Source organism: Butyricimonas sp. BSD2780061689_150309_C8 (assembly GCF_015560935.1).
Taxonomy (GTDB): Bacteria; Bacteroidota; Bacteroidia; order Bacteroidales; family Marinifilaceae; genus Butyricimonas; species Butyricimonas paravirosa.
Map to the genome: position 1 here is coordinate 93,054 of NZ_JADMSV010000011.1, position 23,927 is coordinate 116,980.

General features: G+C 39.6%; 16 protein-coding genes and 1 tRNA gene. 13 read left to right on the forward strand and 4 right to left on the reverse strand.

The window, feature by feature from the left end; translation table 11 throughout:
- The first annotated feature begins 14 nt into the window (after positions 1-14).
- The 12 genes from I2I33_RS10450 to I2I33_RS10505 all read left to right on the forward strand — a co-directional run bounded on the left by I2I33_RS10450 (position 15) and on the right by I2I33_RS10505 (position 21,617).
- Positions 15-1,412 (forward strand): alkaline phosphatase, encoded by a 1,398-nt coding sequence (locus I2I33_RS10450; RefSeq protein ID WP_087422585.1) that lies wholly within the window; start codon positions 15-17, stop codon positions 1,410-1,412.
- Positions 1,413-1,517: 105 nt separating this feature from the next.
- The gene (locus I2I33_RS10455) at positions 1,518-2,072 is read left to right on the forward strand and encodes an RNA polymerase sigma-70 factor (RefSeq protein WP_087422586.1); all 555 of its coding nucleotides are present in this window, start codon (positions 1,518-1,520) and stop codon (positions 2,070-2,072) included.
- Positions 2,073-2,182: 110 nt separating this feature from the next.
- Positions 2,183-3,349: a FecR family protein gene (locus I2I33_RS10460; protein WP_087422587.1), complete on the forward strand. Its 1,167-nt coding sequence runs from the start codon at positions 2,183-2,185 to the stop codon at positions 3,347-3,349.
- A 268-nt stretch (positions 3,350-3,617) separates the two neighbouring features.
- Positions 3,618-7,055 carry a SusC/RagA family TonB-linked outer membrane protein gene (locus I2I33_RS10465; RefSeq protein ID WP_087422589.1) on the forward strand — a complete coding sequence of 1,146 codons (3,438 nt, stop codon included), beginning with the start codon at positions 3,618-3,620 and terminating at the stop codon, positions 7,053-7,055.
- A 13-nt stretch (positions 7,056-7,068) separates the two neighbouring features.
- The gene (locus tag I2I33_RS10470) at positions 7,069-8,571 is read left to right on the forward strand and encodes a RagB/SusD family nutrient uptake outer membrane protein (RefSeq protein ID WP_162613876.1); all 1,503 of its coding nucleotides are present in this window, start codon (positions 7,069-7,071) and stop codon (positions 8,569-8,571) included.
- 13 nt (positions 8,572-8,584) lie between these two features.
- On the forward strand, positions 8,585-9,322 hold the full coding sequence (locus I2I33_RS10475; RefSeq protein ID WP_087422591.1) for a DUF4843 domain-containing protein: 738 nt from the start codon (positions 8,585-8,587) through the stop codon (positions 9,320-9,322).
- Positions 9,323-9,338: 16 nt separating this feature from the next.
- A complete protein-coding gene (locus I2I33_RS10480) occupies positions 9,339-10,994 on the forward strand; it encodes a PKD-like family lipoprotein (RefSeq protein ID WP_087422592.1) in 1,656 nt (551 codons plus the stop codon).
- A 102-nt stretch (positions 10,995-11,096) separates the two neighbouring features.
- Positions 11,097-13,433, forward strand: a complete 2,337-nt coding sequence (locus I2I33_RS10485) for a S9 family peptidase (RefSeq protein ID WP_087422608.1) — start codon at positions 11,097-11,099, stop codon at positions 13,431-13,433.
- Between the two features lie 3 nt (positions 13,434-13,436).
- Positions 13,437-15,764: a S9 family peptidase gene (locus I2I33_RS10490; RefSeq protein ID WP_087422593.1), complete on the forward strand. Its 2,328-nt coding sequence runs from the start codon at positions 13,437-13,439 to the stop codon at positions 15,762-15,764.
- 5 nt (positions 15,765-15,769) lie between these two features.
- Positions 15,770-18,487 carry a S9 family peptidase gene (locus I2I33_RS10495; RefSeq protein ID WP_087422594.1) on the forward strand — a complete coding sequence of 906 codons (2,718 nt, stop codon included), beginning with the start codon at positions 15,770-15,772 and terminating at the stop codon, positions 18,485-18,487.
- Between the two features lie 44 nt (positions 18,488-18,531).
- Positions 18,532-18,936 (forward strand): lipocalin family protein, encoded by a 405-nt coding sequence (locus I2I33_RS10500; RefSeq protein ID WP_087422609.1) that lies wholly within the window; start codon positions 18,532-18,534, stop codon positions 18,934-18,936.
- A gap of 62 nt (positions 18,937-18,998) precedes the next feature.
- A complete protein-coding gene (locus I2I33_RS10505) occupies positions 18,999-21,617 on the forward strand; it encodes a prolyl oligopeptidase family serine peptidase (protein WP_162613877.1) in 2,619 nt (872 codons plus the stop codon).
- A gap of 323 nt (positions 21,618-21,940) precedes the next feature.
- Here I2I33_RS10505 and I2I33_RS10510 read toward each other — a convergent pair whose 3' ends face one another.
- Complete coding sequence (locus I2I33_RS10510; RefSeq protein WP_087422596.1) at positions 21,941-22,543, reverse strand: lysine exporter LysO family protein; 603 nt, start codon at positions 22,541-22,543, stop codon at positions 21,941-21,943.
- Positions 22,544-22,553: 10 nt separating this feature from the next.
- A complete protein-coding gene (locus I2I33_RS10515) occupies positions 22,554-22,823 on the reverse strand; it encodes a LysO family transporter (RefSeq protein WP_087422597.1) in 270 nt (89 codons plus the stop codon).
- A gap of 134 nt (positions 22,824-22,957) precedes the next feature.
- Here I2I33_RS10515 and I2I33_RS10520 point away from each other — a divergent pair, with 134 nt between their 5' ends.
- The gene (locus tag I2I33_RS10520; protein WP_087422598.1) at positions 22,958-23,395 is read left to right on the forward strand and encodes a DoxX family protein; all 438 of its coding nucleotides are present in this window, start codon (positions 22,958-22,960) and stop codon (positions 23,393-23,395) included.
- 17 nt (positions 23,396-23,412) lie between these two features.
- Here I2I33_RS10520 and I2I33_RS10525 read toward each other — a convergent pair whose 3' ends face one another.
- A complete protein-coding gene (locus tag I2I33_RS10525; protein ID WP_168044555.1) occupies positions 23,413-23,562 on the reverse strand; it encodes a hypothetical protein in 150 nt (49 codons plus the stop codon).
- A 190-nt stretch (positions 23,563-23,752) separates the two neighbouring features.
- A tRNA-Cys gene (locus tag I2I33_RS10530) sits at positions 23,753-23,823 on the reverse strand.
- Positions 23,824-23,927: the final 104 nt, after the last annotated feature.

Genomic DNA, 23,927 nt, shown 5'->3' on the forward strand with positions numbered 1-23,927 from the left:
TAAAATGTAAGAGGATGAGAAAGTTGTTATTTATTTGGCTTGTTGGAGTATTGGTTTTCCTTTTCGAAAGTTGTAGTGAGTCCCGGCAGGTAAAGTACGTGTTCTATTTTATCGGTGATGGCATGGGCGTGAACCAGGTGAACGGGACAGAAATGTATCTGGCCGAACGAGATAGCGTTATCGGGGTGAAAGGGCTGAATTTTGCCAGTTTCCCGGTTCGTAATTACGCAACGACTTATTCTTCTTATCATGGTGTTACTTGCTCCGCTGCCGCCGGAACTGCTTTGGCTACCGGGGTGAAGACAAAGAATAACACGATCGGGATGGATAAGGAACAGAAGGAGCCTTTATATAGTATTGCCGTACAGGCAAAAGAAGCCGGACGTAAAGTGGGAATCATTACCAGTGTCGGGATGAATCATGCCACTCCGGCGGCGTTTTACGGGCATCAGCCCCGGCGGACGATGTATTTCGAGTTGGGGAAAGATGCCATCGAGGCCGGGTTTGATTTATATGGCGGAGGAGGTATTATTCAATCCGTATCCCCGAAAGATTCCACGAATCTTTTTGATTTGTTGCATGAGTCGGGATATTTGGTTGTCCGGGGAAACGAGATGTTTCGGGAAAAGATGGTCGAGACCTCTAAACTGGTGGTCATTCAGGGTGGGGCTCAGACGACGTTGTCATATGCGATAGATCGGGAAGAAGATGATTTCACGTTAAGTCAGATGACGGAAGGGGCGATAGATTTTTTGAGTCGGGGAAAACAGGGGTTTTTCCTGATGGTGGAAGGTGGTTTGATTGATTATGCTTGTCATGTGAATGATGCTGCCACGGCTTTTCGAGAAGTGGAAGATTTTGCTGATGCGGTACAAAAAGCATACGAGTTTTATTTGAAACATCCGGATGAGACGTTGATCGTGGTTACTGCCGATCACGAGACGGGAGGCATCGTTCTCGGGACAGGCTCGTATCAATTGAATCTTCGGGTATTGGAGAATCAGAGGGTGTCTCTGGAGAAATTGACTCGTGAGATTCGGGAATTACGAGATATGAAGAGTAATCAGGTGGCGTGGGAGGATGTGCAGGAGGTTCTGGCGAAGAATTTAGGTTTCTGGAATACCGTAAATTTATCGGCGGAAGATGAACAGACCTTGAAGAATTGTTATCGAGAAACATTTTCGGGCAAGACCGTTGAAATGGTTAAAAATTTGTATTCGGAGAATGAGCCGATCGCTCAATTGTCCATCAATATACTGAATCGTCTTGCCAAAATTAGCTGGGCCAGCGGAGGACATTCGGCGGGAGTTGTTCCGGTATATGCTATCGGGGTTGGTGCGGAACGGTTTAATGGGCGTTTGGATAACACGGATATTCCTAAACTAATTAGGACTTTAGCAAAATATGAATAGTGTTTAATTAGCAATATTTATTTTTTATTAAATGTTATTGGGTGGCGTGGTGTCGTTGAATTTAATTTCTTTATCAGTTTTTATTTCATCAATAAAATTGATAGAATGGAAAAGCGAGAGATTACTGGTGTACAAGGTCAAGTTAACAATATTGAGGTAATATTCAAAGAGTATTACGGTTCTCTTTGTTATTTCGCTTCCCAGTTCTTGAAAAACGAGGAGGTGATAGAGGATCTTGTACAAGATGTTTTTATCGCTCTGTTGGAGAAAAAGATGCTTTTTCAATCCGAAGTCCATTTGAAAAATTTCTTGTATTTATCTATTCGAAACTCTTGTTTAAATTATATCCGTAGTACTCGTTCGAAAGATCGGTATATTGCTTCGTTAGCTCATGAAGAACAGACTGAGGATCTTGAGGAAAGTATTATTTTGACTGAAATCCATAGGGAGTTGGCCGCTGCTGTTGAAAAATTACCGGAGGAATGCCGGAAGGTCTTTCAGCTTTGTTATTTTCAGGGGTTGGATAATGAAAGTGCTGCACAAGAACTTGGATTGAGTGTTAATACTGTAAAAGCACAAAAGGCTCGCGGAAAAAAGATTTTAAGAGAAAATTTGAAAGATATTTTCCCTTTATTAATGTTACTAAATCCCTTGTTCTAAGGGATAAATGTGGTGTATGGAAATTAGGCGTAGGTGTGAATTGTATTTTTTTTAGAAAAAAATGCGATCCCGTTTAATCCTTTCGAGGTTGGGTTGTGTAATAATAATGTATGAAAAATAGTATTAACACATATCCGTATGACATTGCCGCGATAATATTAGCTTATTTGCGGAATGAAATAGATGAGAAAGGACAACAAAAGCTAGATGCATGGTTGGAAGAGGCCGATTCTCATAAAGCTCTTTTTGCCCGGATTCAGGATGAAGAGATGCAATATGAAGACATTCAAAAAATTTTGTCTTATGATGCTGGTGGAGCATGGCAGATCGTGAAACAAAAAGCAGTCCGGAGAAAGAGAAAACGTTTGATGAGGGTATATCAAGTTGCGGCTTCTGTTGTGGTTATTTTGGGAGTGGCAATCGCTTTCTTGTTGAAGGAAGAGGCTACTGTTGTTCCGGTTGCCAAGGTGGAAGAGATTACTCCGGGGCGTTCCATTGCTAAACTAACTGTCGCATCAGGAGACGTCTATCATTTGGATTCATTGAATCAGGTCGATCTCGTTACTTCTTTGGCAGAAAATAACGGAAAAGAGGTTGTTTTTACAGATCGACAGTTGGAGGAAAGTGTGGGAGAAATAAGGTATAATAAAGTCGAGATTCCAAGAGGGGGAGAGTATCAGATTGTGTTGGGTGATGGAACCCGGGTGTATTTGAATGCGCAGACGGAACTTCGTTTCCCGGAAAGTTTTGCTAATAGCGAGCAGCGTTTGGTGTATTTGTCCGGGGAGGCTTATTTCGAGGTGGCTAAAAATCCGTCCAAGCCTTTTATCGTGCAATGTAAGGATTATGCGGTGAAGGTTTTGGGGACTTCGTTTAACGTGAATAGTTACGAGGGAGACGAAACATCTAAAACGACGTTGGCTACCGGTAAGGTTGAAATTGATATGGATGGGAAACAGACGATCTTGAAGCCTGGTCAACAGGCGATTATAAAAGATGGAGAAGTGAACGTGAGGGAAGTGGATGTTGAGGTGTACACGACTTGGATGTATGAGAATTTTCGGTTTAAAAGTGAAAGTATTCAGGAGATTATGACGAAACTTTCTCGTTGGTACACGATAAATGTGTTCTATATGAACGAGGCTGTCAAAAATTATCATTTTACCGGTTACTTGCCTCGTTATGCCAAGATTGCTGATGTGTTGGAATTATTGAGTTTAACAACAAATATAAAATTTGATGTAAAGGGTAGAACAGTGACAGTAATGGAGAAGTAGTGAAATAGTAAAGCCGAAGCTGCAACTCCGACTTTACAAAAATGTGTACTAAAATAAACCCAAAGGGGATTTCACAAATATACTTGATTTTTCTCCAAAACAAAATGATGTGTCTCAAACAATGGAAAATAATTTCATTGAATGGGAGTGTTGTGTTTGAATTTTTAAGTTTTAATAAACATCAATTGCTTGGGCCAGAGGCAAATTCAAAGAATTTGCCGAAACGTCCGGGTGTATGTGTGCAAAAATGACCTAAATAAAATTATCAATGAAAAGAAAAATTAAAAACTGCATGTTAGGTGGTAGCAAACGATCATTAGTCTGCAAGCTAATGATGATGATGCTATTGCTTACACATTTGGCATTTTCGGGCGAAAATGCGTTCAGCCAGCAGAGCATTACAGTTCGGTTTGAACAACAGTCTTTGAGCGAAGTCTTGAATGTTCTAAAACAAAAAACAGGTTACGAGTTTCTGTATAATGATGAGGAGATTAAAGGAGTGACCGGAATTACACGTTCATTCTCTAATGCCTCTCTTCAGGAGATCCTGAAGAGTTGTTTGACAGGGACGAAGTATACTTTTAAGATTGTTGACAATCTGATTGTAATTACTCCGGATAATAAAAAAGATGAGGTGAAAAAAGTAACAGTGCAGGGAAAAGTCGTTGACGATAGAGGAGAGATCCTCCCGGGTGTAACTGTACTTTTGAAGGGTACTGCAGTTGGAGTTGTGACGGATATTGATGGAAAATTTAAAATTGAATTGCCCAAACAGGATACGCTGGTCTTGATTTTTTCTTTTGTGGGGATGAAGTCACACGAGGTGGATGTGAATAAGATAAAAGATTTGGGTAAGGAGATTTTTATTAAAATGTTGCCGGATACCGAAGACTTGGAAGAGGTTGTTGTAACTGGATATGCTAATGTAAAAAAAGAGAGTTTTACGGGTAGTTCTATCTCGGTGAAACGGGAAGATTTACTGAAAGCTTCTCCGACGAATGTTGTGCAGGCTTTGGCTTCTTTTGATCCTTCTTTTCGGATACAGAAGAGTAATATTTGGGGATCAGACCCGAATGCAGTGCCTGAGATGTATATCCGGGGACGGTCGGGTATTGGTGTGAAAGGATTGGATAAGGATGCATTGTCAAAATCATCTTTGGAGAATAATCCGAATTTGCCGACTTTTATCATGGATGGATTTGAGGTGAGCGTTCAGAAAGTGTATGACTTGGATCCGAACCGGGTGGAAACGATTAATATATTGAAGGATGCTGCCGCTACGGCGATGTATGGTTCACGTGCAGCTAATGGTGTGATTGTGATCACGACAAGAGCTCCGAAACCGGGAGAAGTGACGATTTCTTACAATTTGACGGGATCGCTTTCTTTGCCGGATTTATCAGATTATAATTTGGCTAATGCCCGGGAGAAATTGGAGATAGAGCAGGCTGCGGGGATTTATGAGCCAGAAAACGGATATTATTCTAATCGAGAAGCTGCAATCAGAGCTTATAACGAGCGTTTGGTGAACGTGCAGAAAGGGGTTAATACGGATTGGTTGTCATTACCTTTGCGTAACGCAGTGAATCATAAGCATAGTTTGTCGATAGAGGGTGGTAATGTCGATTTACGTTATAATTTGGAGTTAGGGTACACGAATGAGAATGGCGTGATGAAAGGTTCATACCGAGATAACGTGGACGTGGGTTTCACGGTGGATTGGAGATTGAAGAATAAATTGCAGGTATTGAATAAAATTTCGTATAATTTCACGGATGCACCAGATTCTCCTTATGGAAGTTTCTCTGATTACGCACATTTGCAACCGTATGATCGTTTGTATGATGATGACGGAATTTTGGTACAACAGCTTAAATTTTCAAGAGATCGGAGTGGCAATTCGTTGAATAACCCGTTCTACGAGGCTAAATTGAATAATTATAACTGGGATAAACAGGATGAAATTATTGAACAATTCATGTTCCAGTGGTTTATCAATGATTATTTAACATTAAAAGGACAATTAGCATTGACAAAGACTATGGGGAGAACGGAACGTTTTATTGATCCCAAATCTTCTAATGCTACGGCTAGAACGGCGAATTCTAGTACTAGTACAAATTCTTCTTTATTGGGGGACCTTTATACGACCAGTAGTGATAACACTAAATGGGATACGCAGTTCTCATTGTATTATTCGAGATCGTTGGGCTTGCACAATCTGAACGTGTCGGCTATTGTAAACGCTCAGTCCACAAAGTCGGAATCTACTTCCGCTCATTACAGAGGATTCCCGTCGGGAGCGTTTCACTCTCCGAACTATGCGGCAGAGATTTATCAGAAGCCGAGTAAGAGCGAGAGTTTGAAACGGTTGGTTGGTTTCTTGTTGAGTGCCAACTACACGTGGAATGATATTTATTTGGCTGACTTATCCGTACGTTTCGACGGTTCATCGGAGTTCGGGTCAGATCAAAAATGGGCGCCGTTCTGGTCTGCCGGGGTGGGGGTGAATGTCCATAATTATAGTTTCTTGAAAGATAATGACATGATAAATCAGGTGAAGGTACGTGTGTCTTACGGCCAGACGGGTAAAGTGAATTTCCCGTCGTATTCAGCCAAGACAGTTTATGCAACAAATGACCGTTGGTATGCGACCGGATTCGGAACACAGTTAAAAGCACTAGGGAATCATAATTTGAAATGGGAAACGACGAATAAGTTGAATATGGGTACGGACTTGCAGTTTTGGAACGAACGTATCTCGTTGAATTTTGATTATTATTACAACAAGACGGTAGATTTGATCACGGACGTGTCATTACCTGCGTCGGCTGGATTCACTTCTTATAAAGATAACCTAGGGGAAACATTGAATAAGGGATTTGATATTCAAGTACGTTTTGACGTGTATAAGGATAAGGATTGGAATGTATCGTTGTGGGGTAATTTGAATCACAATAGAAATGAAATTTTAAAAATTTCGGATGCTTTACGTGCTTATAATGATCGAGTTAATGAGAAGTATGAGGCGGCAGAAGATGCGCAAGGTAATGTTAATTTATCTGCCTATGGATCGGAATATTCCGAACCGGAAATGAAATATGAAGAGGGAGCCTCGTTGACCTCTATTTTTGCGATTCGTTCTCTAGGTATTGATCCGATGACGGGTAACGAGTTGTTCTTGTATAGAGATGGTTCTGTTTCTTCACTTTGGAAAGCTACTGAAACGGTTCGCGTGGGTGATGAAGAGCCTAAAGCAAGTGGTTCGTTTGGAGTGAACTTGACGTATAAAAATTTGACGTTGTTTGCTTCGTTTGCATACGATTGGGGAAAACAGACGTATAACCAGACCTTGGTGGATGGGGTTGAGAATGCCGACATTGAGAATAGTAATGTGGATCGTCGGGTGTTGACTCAACGTTGGCAGAAACCGGGTGATATTGCTCCTTTGAGAAACATTAAGGATATGAACACTTCAACAATGCCTACCTCTCGATTCGTGCAAGATGATAATGAATTGTCATTAAGCGCACTGACGTTGAGTTATGACTTTAACACGGATTGGTTGAAGAAGATACGTCTGAAAATGTTGCGCTTAGAGTTGAGTACGAACGATCTTTTCAGAGCGTCTACGGTAAGACAAGAACGGGGGACGAGTTATCCGTTTGCCCGCACGTTTAATTTCTCTTTGAGAGCCACTTTCTAAAATGGGAAAAGTTATGAGAAAATATAGATTATTATCATTGTTGATTTTAGTGCTGTTTGCATATTCTTGCAACAGTTGGTTGGATGTGAAACCGGAGGATGAACTTGATGAGAGCGATATGTTTGCTAGCGGAGATGGATATCGTCACGCATTGAATGGTATTTATTATGGTATGAGTGGTCAGACCCTATATGGAGAAGATTTGACTTGGGGACTTGTAGATGTATTTGGGCGTACTTACACGACGTACAGTGTTTATGGTAGTGGCAATCGAGCTCTTGCTATGTTTTATTATGGTGTATATTTGAATAATTGGGATAATGATCAATTGGAGCCGGAGATTGAATCTATCTGGGAGAGTGCTTACAAGATGGTCGCCAATTGTAATAATTTGATCCAAAATATCTCGAAAGAGGACTCCGATAAATTTGCATATAAAGAGCGAGAACAGAAGATGATTTGGGGAGAGGCGCTTGCACTTCGGGCTTTTATCCAGTTTGATATGTTGCGATTATTTGCTGCTTCTCCGGCAATGAATCCTGGGGCAACGAAGTATATCCCATACATTTCAGAGTACCCGTCATACGTATCTATTCCGTTGACCGTGGATAGTTGTTTAAATAGTACAATTCGGGATTTGAAGGCGGCACGAGAGCTGTTATGGAAGGCTGATTCTGCAACAACTTTCACGGCGCAAAGACGTTTCGAAACGAGTTCTTCGGACGATGACTTTTTCTTGGACCACAAGAGAGGTTATCGGTTAAATTATCATGCCGCAACGGCTATTCTTGCACGGGTCTGCCTGTATGCACAACGGGTAGATGAGGCGTATCAATATGCCAAAGAATTGATTGATTACAACACGGCGACAAATAGCTTTACAGTGAAATATAGTAGCGTTAAAGATGGAGATATCAAGTTGTATGGAGATGTACTTTGGGGAGTGGAGTCATTGGATGTAATCGAGTATATAAATGTTTATAATAATTTGACAGATCCTAGCCCTTATAAACATACCTATTTGATAACAACTAATCTGGATGAGATATTCGAAGGGGAAGGAACTAAGGATATGCGCTATAAGAAATGGCAGAATAATAGTTCAGGCGAGTACCGTTTCAGTAAATATGAAAAATATGATGCAGATAATACAGCAGCTAATATAAGTAATTATTTAGTACCATTGGTGCGTATGTCAGAGGTATATTATATTGCGGCAGAGGCCATTTATAAGAAAAACTTGGATGAAGCAAAGGGGTATTTGCGGGCGGTGAAACAATCTCGATATGCTTCTTATAATAGCCTTTCGTTGGATAAAGTGAATAATGCTACTGAGGGGACTTTTATGGATGTGTTGATTAATGATATGCGTAGAGAGTGGATCGGGGAAGGGCAAATTTTTTATTTATATAAACGTTTGAAAAAAGATATACCTTTTGAGGGGAACGAGGTTGTGCCGATTGAAGCGAAGTATGTGATTTGGCCGGTACCGGATACAGAAACAAATCTTAAATAAAATCGTAAAGTGTATGGAAAAAATATATGTTTATTCGATCATATTGTTCCTGTTTTTCTTAGGAGCTTGTTCGAAAGAAGAAATAAAACTATATAACGGGGATACTGTGTATATATCTTTCGTGAACAATTCGACACAGGATAGTGCTGTGTATTCTTTCAAAACGTACCCGGATGGGGAAATTGTTGCCGAGATTCCTGTACAAATTCATGGAGCTTATTTGACTGAGCCTCGAAAGTTCACAATTTCTCCGACAGATTCGACCACACTTCCAGGGACAGCCTATGAGTTACCGGAGGTATGTGAGTTTGCCCCCGGCCAGGATGTTGATACGATACAAGTGAAGTTCTTCAATAATTTTGATGAATTGGATGATAAATCGTTCCGTTTGTTTTTGAAAATAGATAATAGTGAGAATGTAAAACAAGGGGATCGAGATTACCAAATAGCAAAATTTTACGTGTCTGATAAATTGGAGATTCCTATTTGGTGGAGTCGTAACGATGGTACGGTAGATCGACCAACTAATATTGTGGAAAAAGTTTATTTGGGTGAGTATTCAGAGACGAAATATATCATGTTTTTAGAGGAGTTAGAAAAAGGTGGGGAGTCGTTTGACGGAACGGATATGAATGTGATGAAGAAGTATGCTATCCGATTGAAATATACCTTGGAAGAGTACGAAAGGGTGAATGGAGAGCCGAAGAGAGATGAGAATGGGCGTGTAATAACTGTGCCTGTTGCAGGATAATTTAAATAGAAAAGTTATGAAATATATATTGTTTATATTTGTATCGGTGTTTATTGCCGTGTCTTGTATTGATGATAAGACAAACTTGGATTACAAGGAGATAAACGAGTATCAGAATTGGAAAATAGAGGGAGTTGACGCAAGTTATTCATTATTTCCTGGAGAATCAGTGACACTAACACCTAAAGTCCGTTTATCTATCGACTCTTTGAATCCGGACGTGAGTTATTCTTGGTTGTTGGATGGAAAAGAGGTGTCTACTCACGCTTCTTATACGTTTACAGCAGATGTGTACGGAGAATACGAATTGATATTTAATGCTATTGATAATAAAACGGGAGTGGCTTTCCCGGAAGCGATTATCATGAATGTGACTCCATTGTATAAATTGGGTTGGTTGTTTTTGGGACGTACGGCTTCTGGTGCCAGTCGCTTAGATATGTTAATCACGAAAAGGCAAACGATTCATTATCTTAATGAGTATGGTTATGATAGATGGCGGGATTCTTTGTTGCATGTACAATTTGCGACTGGACTTGGAGAACAATTAGGAATGGGGCCGATAAAATTAGTTGAAGAATTTTCTTATAATGACTATGTTTCAACCGAAAATTCAGAAGTTATGGTGTTGCAAGAAAGTGGTCCTGTTGAATTAAGTGGTAATGCATTAACTTATGCGGGGCGTCCTTTTGATGAATTTATGGGTACTCTTCCGGAAAATTTAGTTATCCAAGATGCCGCTCTTTCAAAAACAAGTAAATGGTTATTGGCGGAAGATGGCTTGTTATATTATGCTGTTGCTAACGTGTTGACGGATTTGCATTCAGGACGTTATAACGATGATCCAGCATTTAATGGGATGAAATTTACATCTTTAATTCAGACATCGAAGGCTGATAATGATTACCATATAGATGTAGTACCTGCTATCGATGCAGAAGGAACAATGTGGGCATTTTATGATGATGCGGGTAAGGATAATAGTACTTTTATTATTAATCCGCAGAATGAGGTTGGACGGAAGTTGGAGATTCGGAATAACACCGCTGGCGAGTTTGATATGAGTTTGTTTCAAAAGTTTAAAGGAAAGCGTATTAAGGATTGTTTTGTCAGTGATTACGATTACCTTTTATCGTTATTGAAGTTGGAAAATGGAACTTATGTATGGCATCGATATGCTTTTGGTGATCATAAAGATGCTGCGGATTTTATAGGCTTAGAAGAGTCTCAAGTGAGAGAATTTGCAGATCAGTCGATGTTTACGAATTTTAAGGATGCTGTTTATTTCCATTACAATTACGGTTATGATCCAAATACTTATGACGATTATGAGTGGTTATTTATTGCTGCCGGAAACCAACTTTACGGGTGTGGTATGGAATGGGAAGGAACAGGGCAACAGTCTAGCGAGCATTTTTACACGGCGCCTGTAGAGATTCAATCCATAAAAATCCGTTATATCTCGGAGTTGGATTACATATTACTTGGTGTGTTAATGGTAGACGGGACTTTTGAAGTGTTGGAAGTGAGACGTTCGGAAGAAGAAAGGTTTGTGTACAAGAGTGTGTATAAAGAAAACTTGAAGACTTTAGATCCGGAGATGGTGGAAGTAGTTGATTTTATTCCTAAATGGGGAAGTGGCGCTAACCTATTCCAAGGAACTTGTTTATAATTTTGGTTGATGGAAGTTAATGCTTAGATGAGCCTCGCTTGCCCGTCATGCGGGGAGGCGGGGTTTATTTTAGATGTTGTATGTTTGTTTGTTTTTACTTGTATGAAAAAGATATTTTTTTTGTTGGTCGGTTTGACGATGACCTCATTGTTGTGGGGACAACAAAAAGCAAATTTTAAGTTAGCAGACCGTTTCACGAGTAGTAATTTTCGGGTAGCGGATGGAAATAGCATGAGTATATACCCTATGTATATCAATGACGGGGAATGTTTTTGGTATTCGTTCACGACAGAAGAGGGAAAACGTTATTACTATGTGAATCCAGAGAAAGGGGAAAAACGCTTACTGTTTAACCCGGAGAAATTGTTTGGATTTTTAAATCAGGAAACACATGGGGTGTGTGATGCAAAGAATTTCACGTTTCAAGAGTTGAAATTTGATAAAAAGGGGACTTCTTTTACGTTCAATTTTGAAAAGCGCAAGTATCGTTATAATATGATAACAGAGGACGTGACGAAATTGGATACCGTGATTAACGAGGGATTTGGGGACTCGTGGAAAAAATATTCACCGGATAGTACATATATAGTGTTTGCCCAACGGCATAATCTCTATGTTATGGGTAATAAGGATAAAGGGAAAGATACCACGATCGTGCAGTTGACGACAGATGGGGAGAGATATTTTTCTTACACCAAGGACGAGGACGAGATTGCGGCAGATACTTTTCCAACGGCACCCATAGCTGTGTGGATGAAGGATTCAAAAAAAGTGTATGCATTACGTTGTGATAACCGACACGTGGATGAGTTGTTTTTGGTGGATGTGATGACAGATCCCCGTCCCACACTGAAAACCTACAAATATGCTATGGCAGGGGACCAGAAATTGGAAAAATACGAGTTAACGGTTATTGACGTGGAAACGAAAGAGGTGAAAACGATCGATATCAATGGTTGGCAAGACCAGTACGTGGATGTACTTTACACCTCGAAAGATGGTAATAAGATTTATTTTGAACGGAAAACCCGGGCTTTTGACGAACAAGAGGTTTGTGTAGCCAATCTCGCAACGGGAGAGGTGAAAGTGTTGATTCATGAAATAGACAAACCTTTCATGGATTATAAAATGGCGAATATTATGTTCCTGAACGACGGGAAAGATATTATTTATCGTTCCGAGCGTACGGGATGGGGACATTATTATCTCTACGATAACGAGGGGAATTTTAAACATGCCATTACTTCCGGAGAATGGGTGGCAGGACCTTGTGCGGAAATCGATACGGTGGGACGTACACTTTATTTTTATGCATTGGGGAAAGATAAAAATATTGATCCCTATTATTATATTCCATGCAGGGTAAATATTGATAAGCCGGAGAGCTTGACACAATTGACTTTCGATAATACGAATCATCAAGTGCATTTCTCGAAATCTTTCAGGTATTTTGTGGATATTTACGAGCGGGTGGATATGGTACCCCGTATCGTGTTGAAAAACCGGAATGGGAGAGAGATTATGGAATTGGAAAGGCCTGATATTCGCCGGGCGTTAGAGATGGGGTGGAAAGCGCCGGAGCGTTTTAAGGTGAAAGCTGCCGATGGAATGACAGACCTTTACGGGGTGATGTGGAAACCGTTTGATTTTGATTCGACGAAAGTTTATCCGATTATCTCTTCCGTGTATCCCGGCCCTTTTTATGAATACGTTCCAACACAGTTTCGATTGATTCATGATGAAAATACCCGTTTGGCCCAGTTAGGATTTATCGTAATTGCCGTGGGACACCGGGGAGGAACACCTATGCGGGGGAAATTTTATCACACTTATAGTCATGGGAGATTGCGGGATTATCCGTTAGCGGATGATAAATATGCGATTGAGCAATTGGCTGATCGTTATTCTTTTATTGACGTGACGAAAGTGGGAATTTACGGCCATTCTGGGGGAGGATTTATGTCAACTGCCGCTATTTGTACCTATCCGGATTTTTATAAAGCAGCTGTGTCATCCGCAGGAAATCATGATAACCATATTTACAATCACTGGTGGGGGGAAACTCACAACGGCGTGAAGGAGGAAAAGAAAGTGATTAAGGATAGCGTGAATGGTGATCGGACCGAATCGACCTTTAAATTTAGAGTGGGGACGAATATGGAATTAGCGAAGAATTATAAAGGCGGTTTGTTGTTGGTACACGGTTGGATGGATGATAACGTACATCCGGCTCACACCTTGCGAGTGGTGGATGCGTTGATTAAGGCCGGTAAGAATTTTGATTTGATTATGCTGCCGAGATCGAATCATGGTTTCAGTGGAGAGGAGAATATTTTTTATGAGCGTAAGATGTGGTTCCATTTTGCCCGTCTCCTGTTGGAGGATAATACCGGGGATTACTATTATGAAATTGAACAATACAAGAAATCTGATAAATAGGATATGTTAAAGAAATTAGTTATTAGTCTGTTTCTGCTTGTTTCTGTTGGAACATTCGGGCAGCAAAAAGCGAATTATGAGCTTGCCGAACGTTTCCGGCGTATAACACAAATGCCTTTGACGAAGAATAGCTTGGAAGTGAATCCTTGTTTTATTAATAACACGGATCGTTTTTGGTATTCTTTCCGCACGAGTGAGGGGAAAAACTATTATTTAGTTGATCCGGCTAAGAAAGAGAAACGTTTGCTTTTCGACAATGCAGAGCTATTAATGAAAATCAGTGAGATCACTAAAAAGGGATACAATCACAAAGATTTAGAATTGAATCTTGATTTCGATGAGGATGGGGAAACTATTCGTTTTTGGTTTGATAGAAAAGATTTTACTTATAATATCAAAACGAAAGAATTAAAACTAGAAGAAAAGCAGAAGGGGCGGACGAAGTATAATCCTTATTGGATGTATTATTGTCAGGATAGTTCTTATATGTTGTTTGCTAAGCGGCATAATCTCTATATCGTGGGAAATGCGAGTAAAGGTAAGGACACGACTGAAGTGCAATTAACGACTGACGGAGAACGTTATTATACTTTTAATCGAGAGGATGAAGGCGAAGTGGATGAACGTATGGGATGTTCTGCCCAATGGTTTAAGACGGGACACAAGTTTTACGCTGTTCGAGACGATTCCCGTAAGGTGGAGGATTTGTGGTTGATCGATGCTTTAGCAGAGCCTCGTCCTCGCCTGAAAACTTATAAGGCAGAATTAGCGGGTGATAAAAACGTGGTTCAATTCGAATTATTAATCGGGGATGCGGATACTCGGGAGGTAAAAAAGATTAATATTGATCGTTGGAAAGATCAATATGTAGATATTTTGTATGCTAGTAATGATGCAAAACGACTTTATTTTCAACGTTACAAGAGAACGTGGGATGAATGTGAGATTTGTGTAGTCGATACGGAAACGGGAGAGGTGAAAGTGTTGATACATGAAGTTGACAAGCCTTATTTAGATTATCAAATGCGAGCAATTCATTTCTTGAATGATGGAAACGAGATCCTTTTCCGTTCAGAACGTAGTGGGTGGGGACATTACTATTTGTATGATAAAGATGGTAATTTGAAAAATCAAGTGACATCTGGGGCATGGGTGGCCGGACCGATTATGAAGATTGATACCGCCCGTCGACAGATTTATTTTATAGGTTTGGGAAAAGAGAAAGAGATTGATCCTTACTATTATGTCCTTTACCGTGCTGATCTGGATAAGGCTAATGCAATAACATTGTTGACCCCGGAAAATGCTTCACATGACGTGGATATATCTCCATCAAGCAAGTATATTGTGGATTGTTATTCCCGGGTGGACATGGAGCCCGTCAACGTGGTGCGTGACCGGAAAGGAAAAGTGATTCTGGATTTGGAGAAAGCGGATTTGGAGAGCCTTTATGCTTTCGGTTGGAAAAAGCCCGAGCGTTTTAAAGTGAAAGCTGCTGACGGGGTAACGGATATTTATGGTGTGATGTGGAAACCAGCGGATTTCGATTCCACGAAAATTTATCCAATTATTTCGTCTGTTTACCCAGGACCGTTTTTTGAATACGTGCAAACTCGTTTCACGATAAATGATGATTTAAATACTCGTTTGGCCCAGGTCGGTTTTATCGTAGTTTCTTTGGGACATCGGGGAGGAACGCCTATGAGAGGTAAATATTACCATACATATGGGTATGGCAACCAGCGGGATTATCCTTTGGCTGATGATAAATATGCAATTGAACAATTAGCAGAACGTTATTCTTTTATAAATGAGGAAAAAGTAGGTATTTTTGGTCATTCCGGAGGTGGATTTATGTCTACGTCGGCTTTGTTGACTTATCCTGATTTTTATAGTGCGGCGGTGTCGTCTGCTGGAAATCATGACAATAATATTTATAATAAAGGTTTTGTCGAAATTCATTACGGGGTGAAAGAGAATAAGCGAGTCGTCAAGGATAGCGTGAATGGAGATAGAGAGGAGATTACTTTCGAGACGAAGAGTAAAACGAATCAAGAATTGGTAAAGAATTATAAGGGAGGATTATTAATTGTGACGGGCGATATGGATAAGACTGTACATCCTTCGCATACTTTACGGGTTGTGGAAGCTTTGATTCAGGCCGGAAAAAATTTTGATATGATTGTATTGCCTGGTAGTACGCATGGTTTCTTTGGAGAAAATGGTGATTTCTTTGAACGGAAAATGTGGTTCCATTTTGCCAAATATTTGTTGGGAGATGATTCTGCCAATTATCAAGGAGATATCGATTACTTCATGAAAAAGCATTGATCTAAATGAGTAAAGGTATTATGTTTTTATGCAGTCTGCTATTTATTGGAATTGCAGACTGTATGTCTCAAAAAAAGCCTTTGGATATGGAGGCTTATAAATTGTGGCGAAGAGTGGAGGGGCAACAGATGTCGGAGGATGGGAAATGGGTAACTTATCGTTTTGTTTATATTGATCAGGAAGGACATGATAAGGATGTTCCTGTTACTTATTTACGAAACATGACGTCTGGTAAGGTATATGAGTTGCCGAATGTTCGGGAGGTGAGTTTTTTTAACCGGGGAAAGGGACTGAGGTACGTGGTACAGCCTTCTCCACTTGATACGTTGAAAGAAAAAAAAGATTCTCTTTTCTTGCTATCCTTGAAGGATATGAGAAAGACTTGTTGGGATAAACCTTATGGTTTTCGAGAGTCTCCCAATTCTCCCTTGATTTCTTATTCCTACCCGATTGATCAGAAGGGTAAGAACCGGGCACTTCGTCGGTTGATTGTTTGGAATTTCGAGACAGGAGATTCTGTACGAATAGATAGTGTGGAAAACTATTTTTCTGCAGATGATTATAAATCTGTGGCTTACATTCAAAATGCTAACGGGAAGAAATCTTTACGAGTGGGGCCGGTACAAGGGCAACATCGGGTTATCTATGATGACGAAAAGGCTGTTGTTACTAATTTTTCTCTGAACCGAGGGGGGCTGGAAGGCGTGTTCTCGGTGGCTTCGGATTCTTCTTATTTGAGTGAACCGGATTTGTTATATATGTTTTCAGTGGTAGATGGGAAGTATCGGTTGGTGATGGACACAAAAGAGGTGATTGTGTCGGATGAGTATAAAGTTCGGGGAGGAATTTATTCTGTTTTCAATAATGGAAAATATATATTCGTGGACGTGGGATTACAGCAGTCGGAGGCACGGAAGCCGAAAGCGAAACCGGATAAGAGTTTTGAGTTGGAGTTGTGGAAATGGGATGATGAAGTTTCACAGAGTAGACAGTCGTATGGATCAGGGGGAGGTAGACGGAAGGTGCCTAAATACGTGTACCATGTGGATACAAAAAAATGCGTCCTAGTGGCCCCACCCCATATGGATCAAATGTATCAGCCGGATTGTGACGCGTATAGTCATGTTATTATTGCAGATGAAACTCCTTATCGGGCGCTTACAGATTGGCGGGATGGTGTAACGGCTGACTTGTATTTAGTAAGTTTGGAAACGGGTGAACGGACATTATTATTTAAAGATTTTCGGCAACGGCCCGTGTGGAGTCCGAATGGAAAATATGCCATGCTGTATCATGCCGAGAAGAAGGTATGGTATAAGTTGAATCCGGAAACGGGAGAATTGACAGATGTTTCGACACCGATAGGATTTGCTGTGTATAATGAAGAGCATGACTTACCGAAACCTGCGGCTCCTTATGGTATTGTAGGTTGGTTGGCAGGTGGAGATCAAGTTGTCCTGTATGATAAATATGATATGTGGGTGGTGGATCTTACTGGTAAACAACCCACGTATTCATTAACGGATGGTTGGGGACGAGAACATGGTATTTCTTTGCGTTTGTTGAAAGCGAATCGAGAGATACGTTGGATTAATCCGAAACAGGATATTTTATTGCGTGGTTTGGATCGGAAGACTTTGGATCAAGGTGTTTATGTGTTGACACCTAACCGGAAAGTAAAAAAACGGATGTCTGGAGCTTATGATTTGTATTTTAACCAACAGTCTGAGGATGGTAAATTTTATCTGTTTACTCGACAAAGCTATACAGAATTCCGGGAGCTTTGGTGGAGTAAGAATGATTTCACACATCCCGTACGAATAACGAACACGAATCCTCAGCAAGAAAATTATTTGTGGGGAAGCGTGCAATTGGTAGAGTGGACGAATTTTGAGGGAAAATCGAATCGGGGTTTGTTGTATTTACCAGAGAATTATGATTCAACGAAACGTTATCCTGTAATTGTAAATTTCTACGAGACTCACACAGGAGATATTCATACTTACCAACTTCCCTCATTGAGTAGTGCGATGATTAATACGGTAACTTATGTGAGTAACGGATATGTGGTGTTTATGCCAGATGTACATTTTACTGTAGGAACCCCAGGTGAAAGTTGTTATAATGTGGTGGTCAGTGGGGCTCAAATGTTGATTGATCGTGGTATTGCAGATAAGGATCGCATTGGAGTACAAGGGCATAGCTGGTCTGGTTATCAGGTCGCTTATCTGGTGACACGAACCAATATGTTTAAATGTGCTAGTCCGGGAGCTGCCGTGTCTAATATGGTCTCAGCTTACACTGGTATCCGAACGGGAAGTGGTATGCCTCGAATGTTTATGTACGAGGAAACGCAAAGCCGGATGGGAAAGACACTTTGGGATGATCCGGAGGCATATATTAAGAATTCGCCAATTTTTTATGCGGATAAGATTCAGACTCCATTGTTAATATTTCATTGTGATGGGGATGAGGCGGTGCCGTATTCCGAAGGGTTAAATCTTTTCTTGGCAATGAGACGGTTGCATAAACCTGCGTGGTTGTTGAATTACAAGGGAGACCGACATTTCCTTTATAATAAGGCGGCAGAGATTGACTGGACAATTCGTCTGCAACAATTTTTTGACTATTATTTGAAAGATACTCCGATGCCTCGTTGGATGAAAGAAGGAATTAATGTGAATGAGCGTGGGGTTGACCAGAAATATGACTTTGTGAAATAAATCATGTGTTTAGATAAATATAATTTAAATTTAAAATGGAAAAAATGAAAAAGTTATTATGTATTAGTTTGATTTTGTTTGCTTTTGCTTGTGCAAGTGATCCTCAAAAGGAAATGGAAAAAGCAATTGTCGGTGAATGGTGTAATCCGTATACATATCAATCTACAGGCGAATTGAAAGGTTTTAATTTCAAAAAAGGTGGTGTTTGTGAGTCAATTAATATTCCTTCTTTGGAATTGAAATCTTGGGAAATAAAAGATGGTTATCTTATCGTGAAAGGATTGGAGGTTACAGAGGATGGAAGCAAGACCGAGTATGCAACAAAAGAGAAGATAGGTCAATTAACCACCGATTCTTTATGTTTGGTTGTGCAAGAGGCGAACCCCCGTCTGGCCTTTTTGTACTTGAATTCAAAGGTTATCAAAGAACGTGTTAATGCTCAGAAGTAGTTTTTTATTGTGATAGACAGATGAATATGTATCGTGTTATTTTTATTTCAATTGTTTTATTTGTGATAACGTTGTCTGGTTATTCTCAAAAGAGAGAATTAGATGAAGAAGCTTATAAGCAATGGCGACGTGTTGATAATTATGAATTAGCAAATAACGGAGCATGGGTAAAGTTTCGATACATGTTTTATGATAATGACTCGTTAAATAGTCTTATTTGCAATACCTATTATTTTTATGAATTAAAGTCAGGGAGAATCCGTATCTTAAGGGATATTGATTCTCCCGAATTTTTTGCGGGGGGAAATTGGATTGCTTTTTTCAGAATAGGAGGGGATGGAACAAGTGTTCGTGTCGCTCATCGATTAAAAGATGGGTTTGAGATTCATATACATGCGGATGCAGAATTGAATTACGTTGTTCCACAGGTGGCCTACAAGGAGGATGATCGCTTGATTATTTTGAATGTGGCCGAGCGTGACAGTACGATATTAACCGGTGTTCTCCAATATTGTTTATATGGTGACCAATGGAAGGTGATTTGCGTGCATCAAGAAGATCAAGGATACGTGTTGCGTTATGGAGGAGACGGGAATAGCGAGGGGAAAGTGCTCTATGTGGATAAAACGAGAAGTTTAGATAACTTTTATTTTTATGAGGGGAAACTAGAAGGGAATTTTTTTGTTTGTACAGACACAAATGATAAAGAGAAACAAGATTATTACACTTTTTCTTTGACGGATGGAAATGTAGAAAAGATTCTTGGAGCTGAACAAATGGCACAATTGTCATTAGATAAATATTCAATACAGTTCCTCGAAGGAAATAAACGATTTATGTATCGGAAAGAAGGAGTACAAAGGGTTAAAGCTAAAAAGCAAGTGAAGGATGAAAGTTTTCAATTGGAGCTTTGGAGTTGGCATGATCCGGTGGTCCCTTCTGAACAGGCTAAAGGAGGTTTTTATAAAAAGCGGTCTCAGCCTGCAATGTATTTATATGATAGAGAAAACGGGAAAGATTATAAAATTTGCGAGGAGAATCATTCGGGGCTATATGTTGCAGAAGGAGAGAATCCTATTTTTGCTTATGAAAAAGATGAAAAGCCTTATTTAGGGCAGAAGGATTGGAGGCATGATCAACGTTTTGATCTTTACCTGGTGGATTTGAGAAATGGGGACCATCATTTGTTGGCGAAAGAATTGACACGGTCTGTTCATTGGAGTCCCCAAGGAAATCATCTTCTTTATTTTGATAATACGAAATTGTCGTGGGTTGTTGTAGATCCATTGACAAAGCAACAAAATATATTAACAGATGTTATCCCCTTTGCTTTGTATGATGAGCTATATGATCGTCCTAATCCAGCACCTCCCTATGGTTTGGCAGGATGGAGCAGGGATGGGAAGAATGCGATTGTTTATGATCGTTTTGATATATGGGTCATTCATTTGGATGAAATTCAGAAATCGTATTGTTGGACAAAGGGAGAAGGACGTGAGAATAATACCATATTGCGGTTATTAGATCCCGGTAGAAATGGGTTATCCGTTGATTTATCACGGGATAATAAGGTGGAGATGTTTGATTGGAAAAATAAGAATCAAGGGTTGGGTAATTTATCTGCCAATGGGAAGTTAATTCCGTTGGTTCAAGGGAATTTTGCTTTTTCTGTTGTTCAAGAGGCAAAAAATGCCAATACTATGTTGTGCATGAAACAGAGTTATACAGATGATCGAGATTTGTGGGTATGTGATGGACAAGGGCGTCGTCTAAGAAAGGTTATTGACGTTAATCCCCAGCAATGTAATTATAAATGGGGTTCTGCTCAATTGGTGGAATGGACAAATTACAAGGGTAAAAATAATCAAGGAATCCTTTATTTGCCTGATGGATACGATAAGAATGAAAGTTATCCGACTATTGTTACTTTTTATGAAACACATTCTTCGGAATTACATATACATCCCGTCCCCGGATTGAGTCAAGCTATGATAGATATTCCAACGTATGTCAGCAGGGGATATGTTGTTTTTCAGCCAGACGTTTATATCGAGATTGGAAAACCGGGCGAGAGTGCTTATGATGCAGTCGTTAGTGGAACTCGGGCATTGGCGGATAGAGGAATTATTGATTCGTGTCGTGTCGGTTTACAGGGACATAGTTGGTCGGGTTTTTTAGTTGCTTATCTCGTTTCTAGAACAGATTTGTTTAAGTGCGTGAATATTGGGGCGGCGACAGTGAATTTAACCTCTGTGTATACGGCTCTTCGTGAAGGAAGCGGTCAGCCGAATATGTTTATGTTTGAGGACTGGCAATGTCGTATGGGAGCAACCTTATGGGAAGATTTAGATGGCTATATTGCTAATTCTCCTTTACTTTTTGCCGATAAGATACATACTCCGGTTTTGATTTTTCATTGTGATCAAGATGAGGCTGTCTCATTTTATGATGGACGTAATCTTTTTTTAGCTTTGAGGCGCTTGCAGCGTCCGGTTTGGATGTTGAATTATATGGGACAAGGACATTTTTTAACTTCACGTCCGGCTGAAGTGGATTGGACGATTCGTCTGCAACAGTTCTTTGATCATTATTTGAAAGATATCCCGATGCCTCGCTGGATGAAAGAAGGGATTAATATTAATGAACGAGGGATGGATCAGAAGTATGATTTGGTAAGATAGTTTTGTGTATAAAGTTGGGACTGTCTAACAATAAAATGTTATTCAGTCCTCTTTTTGTATCCCTCTAATAATATCTCTTCTTTTCATTAAGTTTATGTAGCCTTATTTTCTCTATAATGGTTCGTTTATTAATATATGAGATGGTTCCGTTTGTTTGGAAAAATGTTTTTTGAACTATCTAATTATCAATTAATAAAAAAACGATGCGTTAAATTGGAGAGAAAGTTATTTTTATTACTTTTGATATCAAAAAATGAACGTTTAATAATAGGTCGAGTTTGAATATTGATTGGGAGTATATTCTTGGTATATAGTTAATTGTTTTATATCGTACAAAAAAATGTTACTAGAAATGGGACGCTTAAATCGACCGTAATTCCGTGAACGATTGATATGATTACAAATTCTTTCCCGCAAAATTTTGTGATAATCGGAAGTGTGGTGTCTGCGGTGGTCGCTCCTCCCACAGAAATAGGGGCTAGTTTACCAAAATAGCGAACGAGCAAAGGGGCGGCTAATAGAGCAATTAATTCACGGAGAATATTAGACACCAAGGCAATCGTACCCAGTTCTGCTCCTTTATATTGAGTGATAAAAATAGTAGAAAGGGAATAATATCCAAATCCAGAGCCTACCGCAAGACAATCGGTAAGACTTTTACCACTAATGACCAGGCTGATTAAAGCGGAGCCGGCTAGAGTTCCGATAATGGTTGCCAATGGTACTAGGACAATTTTAAAGTTCTGGTGTTTTAGTGCTTCTAAAGCTTTTTTATCACTCCCAATACTGATTCCTACGAGGAACATGAGTGCATACAGTGCGTAGAGCGTGGGCTCCTCTGCTGTTAACAAGTTTGGAATGTCAACGAATCGTCCAAGTAATACTCCTACGACAAAGAAAGAAACAATAATTATACTACCTTTCATGTAAATGTATTTATTTGGTGGTCATGAAGAAAAAACGATAAACACCCCATGCGCATAATACACTTCCAGTGACTGCTGCGAGGGTAATAAGTAAGGCATCTGATCCAATAGAGTCGAGATTATTCATCACGTCTCCGTTAGCACCAACCGTGATGCCTAAAAGAAATAAGAGGAGAAATATAGCATAATTAATAAGTTTTTGTACAAACTTCAAATTTCTCTCTTTAAAGGCATATCCTAAAATAATGCCGCAAATCATCAAGCTAATAACTATAATCATGATCTTAGATTTCTTTCCGCGAAACTACGATTTATTTTACAAAACAGCTATATTTATAAATTCATACTTAAAATGTAACATTAATAAAATGTGTTACGTTAATACTATTGTATTTAAATCTTTAAAATGTTGTTATGAAAAAAGTGATTTCGTCTATAATTGCCCCCAATCAAAAGTTTTTAAGTTTGGGATTGTTAATTCTGCGTGTATTTGTTGGGATAACCATGTTAACTCATGGTTTAGCCAAATTAACGTCGTTCTCCGAGTTGTCTGCTACATTCCCAGATCCTATTGGTTTAGGACGTACATTGTCGTTGATTTTAATTATTGGAGCTGAAGTTGGGTGTTCTTTGTTCGTTATCGTGGGAGCTTTCACTCGGTTAGCTACAATCCCGTTGGTGTTTTCTATGCTAGTGGTTATATTTGTCGTTCATGCCAGTGATCCATTTCAGATGAAAGAATTACCTTTACTATATTTAGGTATCTATATCCTATTATTTTTCACAGGTGCGGGGAGAATATCTATTGACACGATAATTTCTAAAAAGATAAATGTAGATATTCGAAAATAAGAAGAAAAGCAGGAATCCTAAGGGATTACCTGCTCTGTTCCGTCTAGAATGGGAATCACGTTTTCGTCTTCTTCTAATATGGTTGCTGTTAATAGCCAGTATATTAATAGAATGATGGCGATAGCAATTCCGATAATAGTCCAGGGATTAGTTCTTTTCTTTTTCATGCTTGCTAATATTATAAATGTTTTGTTAAGTATGAACGTAAATAAATATGTTTTGTTTGTATATTCGAGAATTTTCTTGGATGTATAGACTGGAAAATAGGTAACGGTATTGGTGATGGTTACAAGAGAATTAGGGTCCTAAACACTCCATAAACAAAAATCAGCCACTTCGTAAGTGACTGATTTCCTGAGGTCGGTAGCAGATTTGAACTGCTGTACACGGTTTTGCAGACCGCTGCCTAACCGCTCGGCCAACCGACCTTATTGAGTTTTCATGATGTGGAAGTAAACTGGTAGCGGTATTGGTAGCGGTATTGTTGTTGTATTAATCAATAATTCTATTGTTTAATTTGAAGCTTTTGCAA